This is a genomic window from Paranoxybacillus vitaminiphilus (assembly GCF_003259935.1).
GTDB lineage: Bacteria > Bacillota > Bacilli > Bacillales > Anoxybacillaceae > Paranoxybacillus > Paranoxybacillus vitaminiphilus.
In genome coordinates this window covers 1-19442 of record NZ_QLMH01000025.1, presented here as the reverse complement: position 1 = coordinate 19442, position 19442 = coordinate 1, and the positions used below count along the sequence as shown (strand labels likewise).

The 19442-nt window shown below is 43.5% G+C and carries 19 protein-coding genes, 1 rRNA gene, 1 pseudogene and 1 riboswitch; of the genes and pseudogenes, 3 read left to right on the top strand and 18 right to left on the bottom strand.

The annotated features are described in order from the left end of the window. Nucleotides 1-426 precede the first annotated feature (426 nt). The 5 genes and pseudogenes from B0I26_RS16595 to B0I26_RS16575 form a co-directional block, all read right to left on the bottom strand. A pseudogene (locus tag B0I26_RS16595) lies at nucleotides 427-1110 on the bottom strand (UvrD-helicase domain-containing protein); the annotation flags it as partial. A gap of 62 nt (nucleotides 1111-1172) precedes the next feature. Continuing rightward, entirely contained in the window at nucleotides 1173-1859 is a 687-nt protein-coding gene (gene pcrB, locus B0I26_RS16590) for a heptaprenylglyceryl phosphate synthase (RefSeq protein ID WP_111646503.1), read from the bottom strand. Between the two features lie 114 nt (nucleotides 1860-1973). Continuing rightward, nucleotides 1974-2288 carry a YerC/YecD family TrpR-related protein gene (locus B0I26_RS16585; protein ID WP_111646502.1) on the bottom strand — a complete coding sequence of 105 codons (315 nt, stop codon included), beginning with the start codon at nucleotides 2286-2288 and terminating at the stop codon, nucleotides 1974-1976. A gap of 30 nt (nucleotides 2289-2318) precedes the next feature. Next, complete coding sequence (locus tag B0I26_RS16580; RefSeq protein WP_111646513.1) at nucleotides 2319-3341, bottom strand: DUF3048 domain-containing protein; 1023 nt, start codon at nucleotides 3339-3341, stop codon at nucleotides 2319-2321. A 37-nt stretch (nucleotides 3342-3378) separates the two neighbouring features. Beyond that, nucleotides 3379-5121 carry an adenine deaminase C-terminal domain-containing protein gene (locus B0I26_RS16575; RefSeq protein ID WP_111646501.1) on the bottom strand — a complete coding sequence of 581 codons (1743 nt, stop codon included), beginning with the start codon at nucleotides 5119-5121 and terminating at the stop codon, nucleotides 3379-3381. A gap of 115 nt (nucleotides 5122-5236) precedes the next feature. On the opposite strand from B0I26_RS16575, the gene B0I26_RS16570 reads away from it, so the two are divergent. Continuing rightward, nucleotides 5237-5485 carry a YgaP family membrane protein gene (locus B0I26_RS16570; RefSeq protein ID WP_111646500.1) on the top strand — a complete coding sequence of 83 codons (249 nt, stop codon included), beginning with the start codon at nucleotides 5237-5239 and terminating at the stop codon, nucleotides 5483-5485. 64 nt (nucleotides 5486-5549) lie between these two features. After that, a complete protein-coding gene (locus tag B0I26_RS18935) occupies nucleotides 5550-5654 on the top strand; it encodes an EYxxD motif small membrane protein (RefSeq protein ID WP_342767133.1) in 105 nt (34 codons plus the stop codon). Here the strand turns inward: B0I26_RS18935 and purD are convergent. The 12 genes from purD to purE all read right to left on the bottom strand — a co-directional run bounded on the left by purD (nucleotide 5632) and on the right by purE (nucleotide 18332). Further along, a complete protein-coding gene (gene purD, locus B0I26_RS16565) occupies nucleotides 5632-6900 on the bottom strand; it encodes a phosphoribosylamine--glycine ligase (RefSeq protein WP_111646499.1) in 1269 nt (422 codons plus the stop codon). The genes B0I26_RS18935 and purD overlap by 23 nt on opposite strands. Nucleotides 6901-6916: 16 nt before the next feature. Beyond that, entirely contained in the window at nucleotides 6917-8446 is a 1530-nt protein-coding gene (gene purH / locus B0I26_RS16560; protein WP_111646498.1) for a bifunctional phosphoribosylaminoimidazolecarboxamide formyltransferase/IMP cyclohydrolase, read from the bottom strand. Between the two features lie 14 nt (nucleotides 8447-8460). Then, nucleotides 8461-9030 carry a phosphoribosylglycinamide formyltransferase gene (gene purN / locus B0I26_RS16555; protein ID WP_111646497.1) on the bottom strand — a complete coding sequence of 190 codons (570 nt, stop codon included), beginning with the start codon at nucleotides 9028-9030 and terminating at the stop codon, nucleotides 8461-8463. Continuing rightward, nucleotides 9027-10067, bottom strand: coding sequence for a phosphoribosylformylglycinamidine cyclo-ligase (gene purM / locus B0I26_RS16550; protein ID WP_111646496.1), 1041 nt, complete (start codon nucleotides 10065-10067; stop codon nucleotides 9027-9029). The genes purN and purM overlap by 4 nt, the downstream gene beginning before the upstream one ends. 15 nt (nucleotides 10068-10082) lie before the next feature. Then, nucleotides 10083-11495, bottom strand: a complete 1413-nt coding sequence (purF, locus tag B0I26_RS16545) for an amidophosphoribosyltransferase (protein ID WP_111646495.1) — start codon at nucleotides 11493-11495, stop codon at nucleotides 10083-10085. Next, complete coding sequence (gene purL, locus B0I26_RS16540; protein WP_111646494.1) at nucleotides 11471-13699, bottom strand: phosphoribosylformylglycinamidine synthase subunit PurL; 2229 nt, start codon at nucleotides 13697-13699, stop codon at nucleotides 11471-11473. The genes purF and purL overlap by 25 nt, the downstream gene beginning before the upstream one ends. Beyond that, nucleotides 13683-14369, bottom strand: a complete 687-nt coding sequence (purQ, locus tag B0I26_RS16535; protein ID WP_111646493.1) for a phosphoribosylformylglycinamidine synthase subunit PurQ — start codon at nucleotides 14367-14369, stop codon at nucleotides 13683-13685. The genes purL and purQ overlap by 17 nt, the downstream gene beginning before the upstream one ends. After that, complete coding sequence (gene purS / locus B0I26_RS16530) at nucleotides 14366-14620, bottom strand: phosphoribosylformylglycinamidine synthase subunit PurS (RefSeq protein WP_111646492.1); 255 nt, start codon at nucleotides 14618-14620, stop codon at nucleotides 14366-14368. Before purS ends, purQ begins: the two co-directional genes overlap by 4 nt. Further along, nucleotides 14608-15336 carry a phosphoribosylaminoimidazolesuccinocarboxamide synthase gene (gene purC / locus B0I26_RS16525; protein WP_111646491.1) on the bottom strand — a complete coding sequence of 243 codons (729 nt, stop codon included), beginning with the start codon at nucleotides 15334-15336 and terminating at the stop codon, nucleotides 14608-14610. Before purC ends, purS begins: the two co-directional genes overlap by 13 nt. Before the next feature lie 80 nt (nucleotides 15337-15416). Next, nucleotides 15417-16709 (bottom strand): adenylosuccinate lyase, encoded by a 1293-nt coding sequence (purB, locus tag B0I26_RS16520; protein ID WP_111646490.1) that lies wholly within the window; start codon nucleotides 16707-16709, stop codon nucleotides 15417-15419. Next, nucleotides 16706-17851 carry a 5-(carboxyamino)imidazole ribonucleotide synthase gene (purK, locus tag B0I26_RS16515; protein WP_181502969.1) on the bottom strand — a complete coding sequence of 382 codons (1146 nt, stop codon included), beginning with the start codon at nucleotides 17849-17851 and terminating at the stop codon, nucleotides 16706-16708. The genes purB and purK overlap by 4 nt, the downstream gene beginning before the upstream one ends. Continuing rightward, nucleotides 17844-18332, bottom strand: a complete 489-nt coding sequence (purE, locus tag B0I26_RS16510; RefSeq protein WP_111646489.1) for a 5-(carboxyamino)imidazole ribonucleotide mutase — start codon at nucleotides 18330-18332, stop codon at nucleotides 17844-17846. The genes purK and purE overlap by 8 nt, the downstream gene beginning before the upstream one ends. A 105-nt stretch (nucleotides 18333-18437) precedes the next feature. Continuing rightward, a riboswitch (purine riboswitch) is annotated at nucleotides 18438-18539 on the bottom strand. Between the two features lie 157 nt (nucleotides 18540-18696). Between purE and B0I26_RS16505 the strand changes: the two genes are divergently transcribed. Then, complete coding sequence (locus B0I26_RS16505; protein WP_111646488.1) at nucleotides 18697-19146, top strand: Hsp20/alpha crystallin family protein; 450 nt, start codon at nucleotides 18697-18699, stop codon at nucleotides 19144-19146. Nucleotides 19147-19347: 201 nt separating this feature from the next. Here B0I26_RS16505 and rrf read toward each other — a convergent pair. Further along, a 5S ribosomal RNA gene (gene rrf, locus B0I26_RS16500) occupies nucleotides 19348-19442 on the bottom strand; the annotation flags it as partial.

Below are 19442 nucleotides of genomic sequence, written 5' to 3'. Positions count from 1 at the left end.
GGCCCTGCTGGCTGGACAGCGCCTGTAACGCTGTAAGGTGTTTCATAAAGACAATTCTTACTCCACCTCACCAGCACCACGAACCGTGGCGATACCATTTCTGGTACCTATACCTCTAGAGCCGTACATTCGGATTTTCGTCAGTTGGTTTTTGTGCACCAACATTCTCACCATGAGTGCTTTATAGACCCCCGGCCTATCCGCTGCACCCTCCACCTCTGGAGAGCTTTCGTCAACCTTACTTGTTACGGCAGCGTTCAGCCGACTTCACCGAGCTTATAACCACAAGATGCTTACCCATCTTGTCGCTATTCGGAGTATTAGGGAGAGCCTTTCGAGGCGTTACCCTCTCATTCGACTCTTCGAACCATCAGTTCTCCTAGCTTCAAAGCTAGTGCCTAACCTTTTCAGTTAGGAACGTGTCGCACTATCTTGGTACTCATCGACATGAATATATTGGAATTTGTATTGGTAATATTCAAGCACTTCGGGAACACGTTTAAACAACTGGATCGTTGTCATAATCAAGTCGTCAAAATCAAGCGAATGGTTTCTAAGCAAACGTTTTTGGTATTCCTCATACACTTCACTGACGATTTTTTCATAATAGCTGCCTGCCTGTTTTGCATATTCCTCTGGAGACAAGAGCTCGTTTTTCGCGCTGCTGATGGTTCCGAGAATCGTGCGTGGGTCAAATTTTTTCGGGTCAATATTTTTTTCTTTTAAAATCGTTTTTAATACAGAAAGCTGGTCGGTCGTATCTAAAATCGAAAAGTTGCGGTTAATGCCAATTCGATCAATATCGCGGCGTAAAATGCGCACACACATCGAGTGGAACGTCGAAATCCAAATCTCTTCCGCCGCTCCGCCGAGAAGATTTTGGATGCGCTCTTTCATTTCACGAGCCGCCTTGTTTGTGAACGTAATCGCAAGAATATTCCAAGGAGCGACATGCTTTTCTGCCATTAAATAAGCAATGCGGTGTGTTAACACTCGCGTTTTGCCGCTTCCCGCCCCTGCTATAATCAGCAGCGGTCCTTCTGTTGCTTTTACCGCTGCCTGCTGCTGCGGGTTGAGGCCGGCTAACAATTTTTCCGCTAAAAAGTTCATAAAAAATCACCACCAAAACAAACATATGTTCTATTTTATCGTACTTTTCCCAACTAAACAACTTATCCTTTTACCGCCGCTACCGTTTTTAGCGCCGCTTGCAAATCCGTGTAAACTAAGTTTCCAACAACGACGGTATCAGCAAACTGTGCCATTTCCTTTGCTTGATGTTCATTTTCAATGCCGCCGCCATAAAATAATCTCGTCTCATTTAATACGGACTTTACTTTTTGCACGAGCTGCGGATTGCCGTATTGACCGCTGTATTCAAGGTAAAAAATCGGCAGGCGGTACATATGCTCTGCCATTCGCGCATAAGCAACAACATCTTTGTCATCAAGGTCCGTATTGGCCTCTGTCAACTTCGCCGCTTTGCAGTCCTTATTTAAAATGCAGTAGCCTTCCATAAATATCTCGTTCCAATTCATTAATTCGCCAAACTCTTTCACCGCTTTATGATGCAAATCGATCATCCATTTTGTGTTGCGGCTGTTTAATACCGTCGGAATAAAGTAAAAATCAAATCCCGGTGTCACTGACTCCATATTTGATACTTCTAACACACACGGAACGGAGAAACGGCGAATTCTCGCCATTAAATCAAGAACGTTCTCTAATGTAACGCCATCCGTTCCTCCAACGATTACCGCATCTGTTCCTGACTCGCATACAAGTTCTAGCTGCCCATCTGTCATTTCTTTATTGGGATCTAATTTGAACACATGGCGCCATTCACGAATGTCATACATCCAAATAAACCTCCATTCTATTATCCATTTTTTCATTATAACAAATCCTCTTTCACTTCCGCTAAAAAAGAAAAGGAGCTATCTCTGCTGAGAGATAGAACTCCTTTGCTCTTGTTATTCTTTCGTCTGCTTTTCCTCTTTTTCCTTAATGCGATCAAGTGCCATCGCATAAGCATCGTTTCCATAATTTAAACAACGCTTCACCCGAGAAATCGTCGCTGTGCTTGCACCCGTTTCTGTTTCAATTTTATGATAGGTGTAGCCTTCGCGCAGCATTCTTGCTACTTCTAAGCGTTGGGCAAGCGATTGAATTTCATTGACTGTGCATAAATCATCAAAAAAGCGATAGCACTCTTCTAAATCGCGAAGAGAAAGGATTGCTTTAAAAAGCTGATCTAATGCTCTGCCGCGTAACTTTTCGATTTGCATCCTCTTCTCACCCTTTACTTTTAAAAATTATTAATAATGGACAATGGACAGCTTCGGAACGATGTTGATCCATGTTTTCCCAGATATAAACCCAATTGGTATTCCATTTTCATAAGGCAAAATTCTGCCCTCGACATTTTTCCATTCGACTTCCCGCACGACTCCTTTTTGAAATAAATACCCTTTTCCGCCGGACGTTAAATCAATATCGCGACGGCCGGCTTCATCAATCACCTTATGCTCGATCTCAACAACAAACACATTGTCAATGAGAACTGGTTCTTTCGTATCGTAATCAATTGTTTGCTTCCCTGCACTTAAGCGGACATATTTTCCTTTCGTTTCATCATATTGGTACTCAACTTGAGCATAAGATTGATTGGAATAGGCGATTTTTACCCGCTTTGCCGCCAAACCTTGAACATCTTCTGAAAAAAATGGCAATGGCTCAACTTCATCATTTAATGTGTACCCTTGCTTTTCCGCACCTTTTTCAATGTTTTCAAATGTAATATAGGAATTATGCGGCGCTTTGCGGAAGGAAACGCGTTGAAACAGCGTTCCATCGTAAAAAAGCCCGTTTAAATAATCCACTTTGCCCGATTCAAGCATTTCTTTCGCTTCCGGACTCCATCCATGACAAATATATAACGCATCATACCCTTTGCTCAGCTCGATGTAATAATCACGTGCACTGCGAACAGGTCCTACCTTTTCCGGTTTTTCGCTCTGATACAACGCTAAAAAGCGGGTCACATCCCCTTCAGCCAGAGCTTCGTATACAATGTCTGCTTTATGCAGCCCGGATTGCGGTCTCGCTTTTGGATGATTGTTAATCATGACAGCGACAACGCGATGATTTGGTTTTTGCTCTGTTTTGATTCCTGTTAACGGAAATACGAACTGTTTATGTGCAGGAGCTTCTTCTTGTTCGACCTTTGTTTGCTTCCCGATTGCCTCTTTATTTGTCGCCGCCCGTTCCTTTTCCGCTTTGGCGCAGCCACTCCCGCTCAGCAGGAATGCGCTACATACAACAATAAACCATCTCTTCAAAATTGTCACAACCCTTTTCTCTTTTTACTTTTATATTTTAACGCATTATTGATGGAAAGAGTATCATTTTGTGCATGACATCATAAATTCCCCGCGGTGTAATGCGGATATATGGCAAATGGGTCGATAATAGAAACAATAAAGAATAAATCGGATCGACAAACCGATAGCCCCGTTCTCTTAAAAGTTCCGCTAATCTTTTTTCTTCCTCGATGAGAGCTTCCATTTTCTTTGTTGACATCATTCCGTTCAATGAAAGTGGAATTTCATGAATAACTTCGCCATTTTCCACAAGAACAATGCCGCCGCCGATTTGTTTCATCCGCTGAAACGCCTTATACATATCTGCTTTCCGTTTTCCGATTAAAATAATATCTCCTGTATTCGAATAAGAGCTGACCAACCCATGCACACCCGTTGCAAAACCTTTTAATATCGTATTCACTCTCCATTTTCCGTTCCGGTCGACTAACATTAAAAAGCTTTCATCATTATCAAAAGACAACTCATCGCACGACGTATCAATGGTAATGGAATAAGGTTTCATAATTACAGCATTTTCCATATACATTCCTAATGGCATGGAAAATTGCAAATCATCCATCGACAATTCCCAAGATAAGTCAAGCGGACGAAAATCATACGCCCCCCAATCAAATGAGCCGAATTCATCCGTCGGAATACCGTCACGCTTCATCCATCGTCCTTTGGCCAATACGGAAACCGGTGTCGGATTGTCTTTTTCTTTTAAGAAGTTAATGTTTGCCACTCTTCCGGTTGCAATGCTCCCGTGCAGATGGTCGATTCGATAATAACATGCGACATTGATGGTCGCCATATTGTATGCATCAATCAAAGGAACATCCTTCTCAATCGCGATGCGAATCATTTCATCAATGATCCCTGCTTCATAAAAGGCAGGCGTTGAACCATCTGTTGTAAAAATACAACGGTCATACCGCTCAATTCCCAACTGTTTCATCTCATCAAGCAAGTTTGGCAAATCAGGACGAATCGATGAATAACGCAAAGAGACGGTATAGCCGTGCAAAAGACGCTTATATACGTCTTCTCCTGTCATCGCTTCATGATCGCAGTCAGCACCTAAAAGCTTCATTTTTGCAAGCGTTTTCTCTGAAGCACCGGGAAAATGGCCTTCAATTTGTTTTTTCAACCTTTTCGCTTCTTGAATCCAATGAAGCATTAAATCATCACCATCAAGCAGCTTCGGCCATCCCGTCAATTCTCCGCCTTGCAGCACTGCATCTTGTTCGAGCCACTCTTGAATATTCGCGTTGGAAAAAACTTCTTCTTCATTTTCCAACTCTGTTTGCGAATCAAAGCGGCACCACCAAAACATCGTTGCCGGTATGTCATTCATTGCCTGCACAAAAGAAAACGCTTTCTTTTTTGGTAATTGTAAAACGACCGACAAATTATCGTTAATGAGTATTGTTGTGCCGGATTGTGATGCATATTCAGCAAATGAATGGGGATTATATAACTGAAACGGATGAACATGCGGTTCAATATATCCCGGCACGAGAAAATAGCCGCTGCAGTCAACAATTTCACACCCTTCAATAAAATCAGGCATTTTCTCGCCAACATAAATAATGCGATCTTCATATATCCAAATATTCGCCTTCATCCATTTACGCACATATGGATTTAAATAAGTAGCGTTGATTAACAACTTGGTCGGCGGTTTTTTTCCATCGATAATCGAAAGATGCTCACGCAGTTGATTCGTTTTCCAACGATAACGCTGTTCTAACATATGGGGTCCCCCGTTCCTTCTTTTTCCTAATCATGACATATAATAACATTTTAACGCATTAAAGTTTTTTTAACAAATAAAAAGAATAATAAAATAATAAAAAGGAGAGAAGTAAATGAAACCCAATATTGGAATGATTAATGCCCTCATTCGAATCACCTTTGGGTTCAGCATTCTTGCTTGGACAACAGCCAAAATGGTCAAACATCCTTGGCGCGACTCCTATATTTTCCTTGCTATGTTGGGGGCAATGAAAGTGGCGGAAGGAGTCACCCGTTTTTGCCCTCTTACTGCTTTATTGGAACAATATCAAGAACGGACAGCAGAAAAAGAAGTAGAACCAACCGTCATCAATCCTACGTAACAATAAATGAGGCTGACTCAACAAAAGTACGTGAGTCAGCCCTTCATAAAGGAGAGAAGAAAAAATGTTTTTTGAATATATGACAGATATGTTATATGTGTTAGCGTCACTCATTGGCGGCATTATTGCTCTTATTTATGTGTACGTTAGAAAGAAGCGCGCAAGATAGCTTTATTGCCGATATCTTTGCGATAAAATAAGCGATCGCATTTTATTTTCTTCATTTCTTCATATACGATTTGTTGTGCTTGCTGCAATGTGCTGCCTTTGGCTGCAACCAGCAATACGCGCCCGCCGTTTGTATACAGCTTTCCATGCTCTTCTTTCGTTCCGGCATGGAAAACAAGCACATGTTGCTGCAAATCGTGAAGCCCTTCAATGACATAGCCGCTTTTATAGGAGTTCGGGTATCCTTCCGAAGCAAGCACGACACCGACAACTGCTTCATCTGACCATTGTAATTCAATCTCGTTTTGCTCAAGCAAATCAATGATTAATTGAATAAAGTCATTCTCAAGGCGCGGCAGAACAACCTGCGCTTCAGGATCACCAAAACGAGCATTAAATTCGATTACTTTTGGACCTTGTGCCGTTGCGATTAAACCTGCATAAAGAATTCCTGTGAACGGGCGATTTTCCGACACAAGAGCCTTCACGGTTGGATGAATAATTTGTTCAATCGCTTGCTGTATGATATGTTCTGAAATTTGCGGAACCGGCGAATACGCTCCCATGCCGCCTGTATTCGGACCTTCGTCATTATCAAATGCCCGTTTATGGTCTTGAGCAATCACCATCGGATATGCTTTTTCGCCATTGACAAAGGCCATTAACGAGAACTCTTCACCCTCTAAAAATTCTTCAATTACCACTTGCCGGCTTGCCTCACCAAATTTTTCTTCAACCATCATTTCACGCAAAGCATCGAGCGCTTCTTGCAGCGTCATCGCTACGGTTACGCCTTTTCCTGCGGCTAATCCGTCCGCCTTAATCACAATCGGCGCCCCTTTTTGTTCAACATACGCTTTTGCCGCTTCATAAGAAGTAAATGACTCATATTCTGCTGTCGGTACATGATATTTTTTCATTAAATTTTTTGCAAACGCTTTGCTTCCCTCAATTAACGCAGCCTCTTTGCGCGGTCCAAAAATGCGAAGCCCTTCCTCTTGGAAACGATTGACGATTCCGTTTAGAAGCGGCGCTTCCGGACCGACAATCGTTAAATCAATTCCTTCGTTTTTTGCAAAAGCAACAAGCGCCTCTATATCGTTTTCATCAATGCGGACAAGCTCAGCAATCTTACCGATTCCCGGATTTCCAGGCGCTGCATACAATTTTGTCAAAAGCGGGCTTTGCGCTGCTTTCCAGGCAATCGCATGCTCCCGGCCGCCGCGGCCAATAATGAGTACTTTCATTTGCATTCACCTCGTTTTAATGTTTAAAATGGCGCACTCCTGTAAAGACCATAGCAATTCCGTACTCATCTGCCTTTTTAATCGAATCGGCATCGCGAATCGAGCCGCCCGGCTGGATAATGGCTGTTACACCTGCTTTTGCCGCTGCTTCTACTGTATCGTCCATCGGGAAAAACGCATCGGATGCCAAAGCAGCTCCTTTCGCTTTTTCACCTGCCTGTTCAATCGCGATTTTCGCGGCACCGACACGGTTCATTTGTCCGGCACCGACACCGACCGTCATATGGTCTTTTGCGAGAACAATCGCATTTGATTTCACATGCTTCACAACTTTCCAAGCAAGTTTCAAATCTTCCCATTCTTTTTCTGTCGGCTCACGCTTTGTCGGAATCGTAATATTCGCGTCATCTAATGTATATATATCTTCGTCTTGAACTAATAAACCGCCTTGGACGGAAACCATAAATGTTTCTTTCTTTTTCTCTGCTGCAAAATCGACGGTTAACAAGCGGATATTTTTCTTTTGCGTTAAAATTTCAAGCGCTTCATCACTAAACGATGGTGCAATGACGATTTCCAAAAAGATTTCATGCATTTTTAACGCTGTATCGCGATCCACTTCTCGATTGAGCGCAACAATGCCGCCAAAAATGGAAGTTGGATCCGCTTCGTAAGCTCTTGTAAAGGCTTCATAAATGTTCCCGCCAACTCCGACGCCGCACGGGTTCATATGTTTTACTGCAACAGCAGCCGGTTCTGTAAACTCCTTGACAATTTGCAAAGCTGCATTTGCGTCATTGATATTGTTATAAGATAATTCTTTTCCATGCAGTTGTGTTGCAGCAGCGATAGAGAAAGACGAGCCTAACGGTTTTTTATAAAACGCTGCACTCTGGTGCGGATTTTCTCCGTAGCGCAAATCTTGTTTTTTCTCAAATGTGATCGTCAACGATTCTGGATATTGTTCGCCTGCGATATTCGTTAAATATTCAGCAATCATCGCATCGTAAGCCGCCGTATGGCGGAAGACTTTTGCTGCTAATCGTAAGTTGGTTGCTTTGGAAACGGCACCGTTTTCCTTTAGCTCACGTAAAACCGGTTCATAATCGGCCGGGTCGACAATAACGGTGACATATTGATGATTTTTTGCCGCCGCACGGAGCATGGTCGGACCGCCAATATCAATGTTTTCAATCGCCTCAGCAAATGTCACATCACTTTTGGCAATCGTTTGTTGGAACGGATATAAGTTAACAACCACTAAATCAATCGGTGTAATTTGATGTTGTTCCAGCTGCTTGCGGTGGTTTTCGTCTTCGCGAATGGCCAGCAAACCGCCATGAATCATCGGGTGAAGTGTTTTCACCCGTCCATCTAAAATTTCCGGAAACCCTGTTACCTCTGAAATGCTAATGACTGGTATCCCGTGTTCTTCTAAAACTTTTTTTGTGCCGCCTGTCGAGATCATTTCAACACCTAACTCCGCTAATTGTTTGGCAAAAGAAACGATTCCCTCTTTATTTGAAACACTAAGCAAAGCACGCATGTTCCTGCTCCTTTCTAAAGATGCTCAAGCAATTTTTTTAATACTTCCGGATAGAGCTCGTGTTCAATAGCATGAATTCTTGCTTCGACGCTTTCAAGCGCTTCGCCTTCATGAATCTCTATGGCCCGCTGTGCGATAATCGGTCCTGTGTCCATCCCTTCATCAACATAGTGAATCGTTACCCCCGTGACCTTGACTCCGGCGCGATACGCTTGACCGATCGCATCCTTTCCTGGAAACGCAGGCAGCAGTGAAGGATGAATATTCACCATTCGCCCTTCGTACGCACGAAGCAGCGTTGGGCCAATTAGACGCATATAACCGGCCAACACAATGAACTCAATCCCTTTTTCTTCTAATTGTTGCAAAATTTCTTTCTCAAAATCGGCTTTTGACGGATAATCTTTTGGGCGAAAAACAAACAAAGGAATTTGCTCTTTCTTAGCTCGTTCGACCACTTTTGCTTCGGGGCGATCGCAAACTAATAATGCGACCTCTGCCTGCAAATCGCCTTTTTTGACTGCATCAACAATCGCTTGAAAATTCGTTCCGCTTCCCGATGCGAAAATGGCGATCCGCTTCATTCCATTTTACCCCCGGCCAATAAAACTCCTTCGCCTTTTTTTACGCGCCCAATTAAATATGCTTTTTCGCCAAGTTGTTCCAGCCGCGTGATGACCGGTTGAATCAGCTCGCTATCAACAGCGAGAACAAAGCCGATTCCCATATTAAAAATATTGAACATTTCTTTACGATTGAGTTTTCCTGTTTCTTGAAGCAAATCAAATATAGGCGGAATGGGCCATGAACCGTAGTCGATTTCCGCACATAATCCTTCTGGAAGCATGCGGGGAATATTTTCGATAAAACCACCGCCCGTAATATGCGCCATCCCTTTGATTTCAAACTGTTTCATGACTTCTAAAACCGGTTTGACGTAAATGCGGGTCGGCCACAGCAATTCTTCTCCAAGGGAAACCGTTAAATTCCCGTACATTTCGTGAAGATTTAATTTTGCCTCTTCAAGCAAGATTTTGCGGACAAGCGAATAACCGTTGCTGTGAATGCCGTTGGAAGCCAACCCAATCAGCGCATCGCCTTCTTGAATATGTTCCCCCGTTACAAGTTTGGACTTTTCGGCAATTCCGACCGCAAATCCTGCAACGTCATATTCATTTTCCCCATACATCCCCGGCATCTCGGCTGTTTCGCCACCGATGAGCGAACAGCCAGCCTGGATGCACCCGTCTGCAATTCCTTTGACAATTTGCTCAATTTTTTCAGGGATCGCTTTGCCGCAGGCAATATAATCAAGGAAAAATAATGGCTCCGCCCCCTGTACAACAATATCGTTCACACACATGGCAACGCAATCAATACCAATCGTATCATGCTTATCCATCATAAAGGCAAGCAGCAATTTTGTGCCGACCCCATCTGTTCCGGAAATTAACACCGGCTCTTTATATCCAAGCTGTGATAAATCGAACATTCCGCCAAACCCGCCAAGTCCGCCAAGCACTTCAGGACGAACCGTTTTTTGGACATGTTTTTTCATTAAAGAAACCGCTCTATATCCAGCCTCTATATCAACGCCTGCTTTTTTGTATGCATCCGCCACCTTAAGTTCCCCCTTTTACTGTTTTGCCGTTAGCTGCGATAACTCCTGAAACGTATTTAACGGATATTTTCCGGTAAAACAAGACATGCATTGTCCGCGCCATGGTGAATCGTTCGGACGCCCAATCGCTTCAAGCAAGCCTTCCGGACTTAAAAATGCGAGCGAATCTGCCCCAATGAGCTGACGAATTTCTTCGACAGAATGTGAGGCAGCAATTAATTCTTCCCTTGTTGACATGTCAATTCCGTAAAAACAAGGATGTGTAATCGGCGGGGAACTGATGCGAACGTGAACTTCTGTTGCCCCTGCTTCCCGAAGCATGTTCACAATTCGTTTGCTCGTTGTTCCGCGAACAATCGAATCATCAACCATGACAACGCGTTTGCCGGCAACCACGCCGCTCACAGGAGAAAGCTTCATCTTGACTCCCTGCTCTCTGAGTGATTGGGACGGTTGAATGAATGTACGTCCGACATAACGGTTTTTAATTAAGCCAAGTTCATACGGAATGCCGGTTGCCTCGGCATAACCAATGGCAACAGAAATGCTTGAATCCGGCACCCCCGTCACAACATCTGCTTCAACAGGGGCTTCAAGCGCAAGGCGTTTACCGAGATTTTTGCGCGCCGTGTGAATGTTAATGCCGTCGACATTGCTGTCAGGGCGGGCGAAGTAAATGTATTCCATACTGCAAATGAGACGCGTCCTTTTCTCGGCAAAACGTTCTGAATGAACCCCTTCTTCATTAATGATAATGAGTTCGCCCGGTTCCACTTCGCGTTCATATGCCGCACCAACGATGTCGAATGCACACGTTTCTGATGCAACAACGTAAGCATTGCCGAGACGGCCAATCGATAATGGCCTAAATCCATTCGGGTCAAGCGCAATATACAACTCCGTTTCCGTCAATAGCAGAAATGCAAATGCTCCTTCTAAATAGTTGAGCGCAATTTTTATTTGCTCTTTTAACGTTGGTGCCATACTGCGGCGAATTAAGTGAGCAAACACTTCCGTATCCGAAGTTGTTTGAAAAATGCTGCCCTGCTGTTCAAGGCGAATCTTTAAATCTGTGGCATTGACCAAGTTTCCATTATGCGCTAAAGCAATGCTGCCGCTTTGCGAGCGGAATAACAGGGGCTGAACATTTTCATAGCCCCCGCCGCCGGCTGTTGAATAACGGACATGACCGATTGCGGCCATTCCGCTTAACTTTTGCAGTTCGCCGTTACTAAACACTTCGGTCACTAAACCGAGACCTTTATGACCCTTTAGTGATTCACCATCTGCAACAACGATCCCTGCTCCTTCTTGTCCGCGATGCTGCAAACTATGTAAGCCGTAATAGGTGATTTGTGCTGCTTCAGCATGCCCCCAAATCCCAAAGATCCCGCATTCTTCATTCAAGCCTTTGATTTCAGCAAGCATGGAATAGCTCCTTTCCAAACGCTTCTCATTTGTTCAACCGGGAGATGTACGACTTTCTCTCCTTGTTCGTTTTCAATATGCAGCAAAGCATCAGCTGTCACTTCACCAATAAGTTTTGCTTCTACCAACCTTTCAAATTCAGCTTGATGTTCTTTTTTCACAGAAACAATAAAACGGGATTGTGCTTCACTGAACAGTTCCGTTACTGCATCACCGTTAATCGTTACTTTTGCACCTAATCCATTTGCATTCATCACACATTCCGCCAACGCCACTGCAAAGCCGCCTTCTGCAATATCGTGGGCGGAAGCAACGACACCTGCTCGAATCGCTGCAAGCAGTTCTTTTTGGCGTGTTACTTCGATCTCTAAATCTAAACTTGGTGCTTTCCCGAAAATGTTCCCGTTCAATAGTTTTTGCAATTCACTGCCGCCAAACTCCGGTTTTGCCTCACCAATGACATAAATAAGGTCACCAGCTTGTTTAAACTCTTGTGTCGTAATGTGAGCCAAATCTTCCACTAACCCAACCATACCGACAACAGGAGTTGGATAGACGGCTTCTCCATTCGTTTCATTATAAAGCGATACGTTCCCGCTAATGACAGGCGTTTCTAACATGCGGCAAGCCGCACTCATACCGTCGACCGCTTTTTCTAACTGCCAGAAAATTTCTGGTTTTTCCGGATTTCCGAAATTTAAGCAGTCGGTAATCGCCAATGGTTTGGCTCCCGAACAAACGACGTTTCTTGCTGCTTCAGCAACGGCGATTTTTCCGCCTGTTTCCGGGTCTAAATAAATGTAGCGGGAGTTGCAGTCCGTTGTCATCGCCAGCGCTTTATTCGTGCCGCGAATGCGGATAACCGCCGCATCAGATCCAGGAGCGACAACCGTGTTTGTCCGCACCATATAGTCATATTGCTCATACACCCATTCTTTACTTGCGATTGTCGGTTGCGCCAACAAAGAAAGTAAAGTTTCTTCATAGTTTTCCACGGTTGGGACATAAGGCGCCATCTCTTGAAACTCGCGATAATAAGCCGGCTCTTTCGATGGCTTATGATAGACCGGTGCGTCTTTCGCCAAAGCATCGACTGGAATTTCTGCCGCTACCTCGCCGCGGAAATAAAGACGAAGCATTTTATCGTCGGTTACTTTGCCGATCGCTTTTGCTTCAAGCCCATATTTCGCAAATAAATCGTAAATCTCCTGCTCGCGCCCCTTTTTCACAACGAGAAGCATGCGTTCCTGCGATTCGGACAGCATCATTTCATACGGCGTCATTCCAGCCTCTCGCTGAGGCACTAAATCAAGATTCATTTCAATTCCGAAACCTGCTTTGCTCGCCATTTCCGCAGATGAACTCGTTAAACCTGCCGCCCCCATATCTTGAATGCCGACGAGTGCATCTGATTTGACTACTTCTAAACAGGCTTCAAGCAGCAGTTTTTCCATAAACGGATCGCCGACTTGTACCGCCGGGCGTTTTTCTTCCGATTGCTCTGTTAATTCTTCTGAAGCAAACGTTGCGCCGTGTATGCCATCGCGGCCCGTTTTTGCGCCGACATACATCACCGTATTGCCGACTCCTGAAGCTACTCCCCGCTGAATCTCCTCATGGCGAATAATACCGACACACATGGCATTGACTAATGGATTTCCTTCATAAGCAGGGTCAAATTGCACTTCGCCGCCAACGGTCGGAATACCGACGCAGTTTCCGTATCCGGCAATGCCGGCGACAACATTTTCAAATAAATATTTTACGCGTGGAGACGTTAATTCTCCAAAACGGAGCGAGTTTAAAAGCGCAATCGGGCGCGCTCCCATCGAGAATACATCGCGAATAATGCCGCCAACGCCTGTCGCAGCTCCCTGATATGGTTCAATTGCCGACGGATGGTTATGGCTTTCGATTTTAAACACAACCGCTAATCCATCGCCGATGTCAACGATACCGGCACCTTCTCCCGGACCTTGAAGCACTTTTTCCCCTTCGGTTGGGAACTTTTTTAATACCGGCTTCGAGTTTTTATAGCTGCAATGCTCAGACCACATCACTGAGAAAATCCCGGTCTCCGTGTAGTTTGGCAAACGGCCGAGAATTTTCTCGATCATCGCAAATTCTTCATCTGTTAATCCCATGTCACGGTAAATTTTTTCCTCTTTAATGAGCGTTGGACTCGGCTCAAGCATTAACGACATGTGCTTCCCTCCAGTATTTCACGATTGATTGGAACAGCTTTAATCCGTCAGCGCTGCCAAGCAGCTCGTCAACTGCACGCTCCGGATGCGGCATCATGCCAAGAACGTTTCCTTTTTCATTGATAATTCCGGCAATGTCCTCTAAGCTGCCGTTTGGGTTTTCGTTATGATAGCGGAAAACGATTTGCCGGTTCGCAATCAGCTTGTTCAATGTTTCTTGCTCACAATAATAGTTGCCTTCCCCGTGGGCAATCGGAATCGTAATAATTTCTCCCATTTCATAAGCGGATGTAAACATTGTTTCATTATTTTCTACCCGCAGTTCTACAGGGCGGCAAATAAACTTTAAGCTGTTATTGCGGCGCATCGCTCCCGGCAACAGCCCCGCTTCAAGCAAAATTTGAAATCCGTTGCAAACCCCTAAAATCGGTTTCCCTTCTTCAGCCGCTTTCATAATCGCTTTCATGACATTTGAAAAGCGGGCAATCGCTCCAGAGCGGAGATAATCACCGTAGGAAAAACCGCCCGGAAGAAGAATTCCATCAAATTCGTCCAAACTTTCAGCGTCATGCCAAACGTATTCGACTTCCTCGCCCAGTTCATCTTTAATCGCATGGTACATATCGACATCACAGTTCGAACCTGGGAAAACAATAACAGCGAATTTCACTGCGTCACTACCTCCTCAATTTCATAACGGTAGTCTTCAATCACCGTATTCGCTAACAGCTTTTCGCACATTTCACGCACAAGCTCATCGATATTACGCTCACTTTTTTCAATCATCAGCTCCATAAACTTGCCGATGCGTACATCTTTCACTTCGTTGTAAGACAAACTATGGAGTGCTCCTTTCACCGCTGTTCCTTGCGGGTCTAATACACTTTCTCTTAACGTAACATATACTTTTACTTTATACATTCCGTTTGGCCTCCTAACCTTTGTAAAATGATTTCATATGCATCTGTTAAGCTTCCTAAATCGCGGCGGAAAACGTCTTTATCAAATTTCTCGTTCGTGTCCATATCCCATAAACGGCAAGTATCCGGGGATATTTCATCTGCCAATAAAATTTTTCCTTCTGAGTCAAAACCAAATTCAAGTTTAAAATCAACTAATCTTACATTGCAGGCTTGGAAATGTTGGGTGAGGATCTCATTGACTTTTAAAGCGGCCTTCTTCAAAACAGAAATTTGTTCTAAAGTTGCCAGCTTTAAAATGCCAATGTGGTCTTCCAACAAAAGAGGGTCGCCTAACTCATCATTTTTATAATAAAATTCAATGAGCGGTTTTTCTAAGCGTGTTCCTTCAGCGATGCCAAGACGCTTCGCAAGACTACCAGCGACATAATTGCGGACAACAACTTCAAGAGGGATAATCGTTACTTTTTTAACAAGCTGCTCTGTTTCTGATAATTTTTCAATAAAGTGATTGTCAATCCCGGCAGCATGCAGTCTGGAAAATAATAAGCTCGTAATCTCGTTATTTAAACGTCCTTTTCCTAAAATGGTTGCTTTTTTTTCACCATTAAAAGCAGTTGCGCTGTCTTTATATTCAATCCAAAGCACGTTTTCTTGATTCGTTGCATATACTTTTTTCGCTTTGCCTTCATAGAGTAGTTCCAGCTTCTTGACCATGCTAAGGCCTCCCAGTACAGAATATTAGGAATTTTTCTTTTATTACATAGGTAAAGGAGCGCCCTTTACCTATGTAATCATTACAATCCTAAACGCTCGAAAATCGTATCAACATGTTTTAAGTGATAGTTATAATCGAAACAGTCAGCGATTTGCTCTGGTGATAAGCGGCTTGTAATTTTTTCTTCTGCTTCAATAAGGGAACGGAATGGAACTTGCTTTTCCCATGCTTCCATTGCTTTCGGCTGCACTAAGTCATATGCTTCCTCACGCGTCATGCCTGTATCGATCAATGCAAGCAGCACGCGTTGTGAATAGATAAGCCCTAATGTCCGCTCCATATTCCGCTTCATATTTTCCGGAAACACCGTTAAATTTTTGACGATGTTCGTAAAGCGATTGAGCATATAGTTCAAGGCAATCGTTGCATCCGGCAAAATAATGCGCTCCGCCGATGAATGAGAAATATCGCGCTCGTGCCAGAGCGGTACGTTTTCGTACGCTGCCATCATATAACCACGGATGACACGCGCCATTCCCGTCATGTTTTCTGAACCGATTGGATTGCGTTTATGCGGCATCGCCGAAGAGCCTTTTTGGCCTTTTGCGAAAAACTCTTCGACTTCACGGGTTTCGCTCTTTTGCAAGCCACGAATTTCTACGGCAAATTTTTCAATCGACGTAGCAATAAGAGCTAAAGTCGCCATATAATGTGCATGTCGATCACGCTGTAATGTTTGCGTCGAAATTGGTGCCGGTTCCAAACCAAGCTTCTCACATACATATTTCTCTACGAATGGGTCGATATTGGCGTATGTACCGACAGCCCCGGAAATTTTCCCGACACGCACCGTTTCCGCTGCCTGCTTAAATCTCTCTAAATTCCGCTGCATTTCCGCATACCAAAGCGCCATTTTCAGTCCGAATGTAGTCGGCTCAGCATGAACGCCATGCGTGCGTCCCATCATAACGGTGTACTTATGCTCTTGTGCTTTTTCTTTCAATACTTGGATAAAATTTTCAAGGTCGCGAAGTAAAATTTCATTTGCCTGCTTCAACAAATAAGACAATGCGGTGTCGACAACATCGGTAGACGTTAAGCCGTAATGCACCCACTTCCGTTCTTCGCCTAATGTTTCGGAAACAGCACGCGTAAATGCAACAACGTCATGGCGCGTTTCTTCTTCAATTTCTTTAATGCGCTGAACATCAAATGACGCATTTTTACGAATTCGTTCAACATCTTCCTTTGGAATGACGCCAAGTTCCGCCCATGCCTCACACGCTAAAATTTCCACTTCCAGCCAAGCTTTAAAGCGGTTTTCTTCCGTCCAAATCGCACCCATTTCCGGCCTTGTGTAACGTTCAATCATGTTTGTTGCAACCTCCGATCACTCCAAATTTGCAATTCGTCGATTTTTCGTAATGCAACATCAACATTTTCAGCTAACACCGTCAAATGCCCCATTTTTCTCTTCTTCTTTGCTTCCTTTTTTCCATAGAGATGAAGATGCGCATCGGCAAGCTGTGAAATTTTTTCTATAACCGGCTGTACATGCTCCCCCAAAATATTCACCATCACGGCCGGTTTCAACAGCTCTGTGCTCCCAAGCGGCCAATTGCAAACGGCTCGAACATGCTGCTGAAATTGAGATGTTGCACAAGCATTTATTGTATAATGACCTGAGTTATGCGGTCTAGGGGCAAGTTCATTAATATAAATATCTCCTTCTTTTGTAAGAAACATTTCAACAGCTAACGTACCGACAAGAGCAAAGTGTTGTGCGAGCATTTGTGCATACATGATCGCTTTTTGCGCTATATGTGGTGAAATTCTTGCTGGAACAATCGTTTCATGCAAAATATTGTCTACATGAATATTCTCTGCTACCGGAAATACTTTCATGTCACCTAATCCGTTTCTTGTGACAATAACCGATATCTCCTTTTCAAAAGAAAGCCAGCTTTCTAAAACACAAGAACCTAATTGCAATAAAGAAAGTGCCTTTTCAATATCTTCCTTGCTCCGAATAACAAATTGGCCTTTGCCATCATAGCCACCACGCCGCGTTTTTAACACACAAGGAATGCCAATTGTTTCGATTCCTGCAAACAGATCCTCTGCGGATTGAACTTCCACATAAGGAGCAACCGGAAGCCCTGCATCTGTAATCGCCTTTTTTTCTGTTGCACGATCTTGCGTAATTTTTAATAATTCGCTGCCTTGAGGCACATAAGAATGCTCGGAAAGCCACCTTAATGCAGCCGCATCAATATTTTCAAATTCGTACGTAATAACATCGCTCACACTTGCTAATTGTTTGATGGCGTCTAAATCATTATATTCCGCCGTTATTTCAATATCTGACACTTGCCCGCACGGAGAGTTGGGCACTGGGTCCAATACCGCAACATAAAATCCCATTTCTTTAGCAGAAATCGCCATCATCCGTCCAAGCTGTCCTCCGCCGATAATGCCAATGGTTTGTCCCGGAACAATCGTTTTTTTAGCCAAGACGATCACTGCTTTCCAACACTTCTTGACGAATTTTTTCTCTTCTTGCTTTTAAAGCTTCCATAATCTCAGGATAGCTGATTCCTAATATCGAGGCTGCCAAAAGACCGGCATTTATTGCTCCTGCTTTGCCAATCGCAACAGTTGCAACCGGCACTCCTCCAGGCATTTGCACGATCGATAAAAGAGAATCCAAACCATTTAATGCTTTCGATTGGACAGGTACACCAATAACAGGCAATGTCGTTTTCGCAGCAACCATTCCCGGCAAATGTGCCGCTCCTCCCGCTCCAGCAATAATTACTTTAATTCCTCTTTCTTCAGCTGTTTGCGCATATTCAAACATATAGTCTGGAGTTCGATGGGCGGAAACCACTTTTTTTTCAAAAGGAATATGTAATTCCTCTAACACCCGGCATGCATGTTTCATCGTTTTCCAATCTGATTGACTTCCCATAATAACACCAACAAGTGGCTGCACTCATCTTCACCTCTTTATAACAAATATAAAACCCAGGAACAGACGTTCTCCAAACAAGGGAAAGCATCGCCCTGGGCACACTTCGACCATTATCGGTAGAAAAACCAATCGGATCCTTTCCCTCATAGTCCAATAATTTACGGTTATTGGGTAGAGACTTTTGGGCCATATTCCCAAAATTATATGAGGGTCGCTATTAACTTAACATCATCATATCAATGTTTCTTACTAAATGTCAACATAAAATCGAACATTAACAAAAAAGCTATTTATTAATGTTCGTATTTTTACAATCCTATTCACCTCACAAAATTTGAATGTGTACATATGATGAAATAGCAGCAATGTGAGGAGGGATACAAAAATGATGCCAACAAGCCCATTTAACCAATTCAAAGACTGGAAAAAACAATGGGAACACTTTTTTAACCAAGATTTTTGGAACAACTTTGAACCATTTTTACAAACAAATAAGCAGTCTTCTTCAGGGGTAAATATATACAAAAAAGAAGAGAACGAACTGCTGGTTGTGATGAATATCCCAGGCCTGGAAGATGTTGAACACGTGGAAGTCTATGCCGATTATAAAACGTTAGAGGTAAAAGCAGAAATTAACTTACAATTTAAAGAATTTGAATTGGTCGAAGAAGGAATTTTTCAAGGGACGTTCGAAAAAATGGTTCCCTTGCCATTTGCCGTTAAAGAAGAGCGCATTGAAGCAACTTACAATGGCGGATTATTAATGATCCATCTACATCGGTTAATTCCAGACGATACAAAGAAAAAGATAAAAATCAAAAAAGCAGAAATCTAAGCTATTTTCTAAGAGAAAGTTCTCATTCTTAACAGCGGATATATAGGAGAGGTCCATATAAAAAATAAGAACTAGCCGCTATGGCTAGTTCTCGAACTTATGGGGGAGAGGATTTTAATGGCGTTACATAATAAAACGCTATTAAAAGTTGGACAAAAAAATTAGAGAACAAGTTATGATGTTCTCTAACTGTTTATGTCCGCCTGGCAACGTCCTACTCTCGCAGGGGCGTTAGCCCCAACTACCATCGGCGCTGGAGAGCTTAACTTCCGTGTTCGGGATGGGAACGGGTGTGA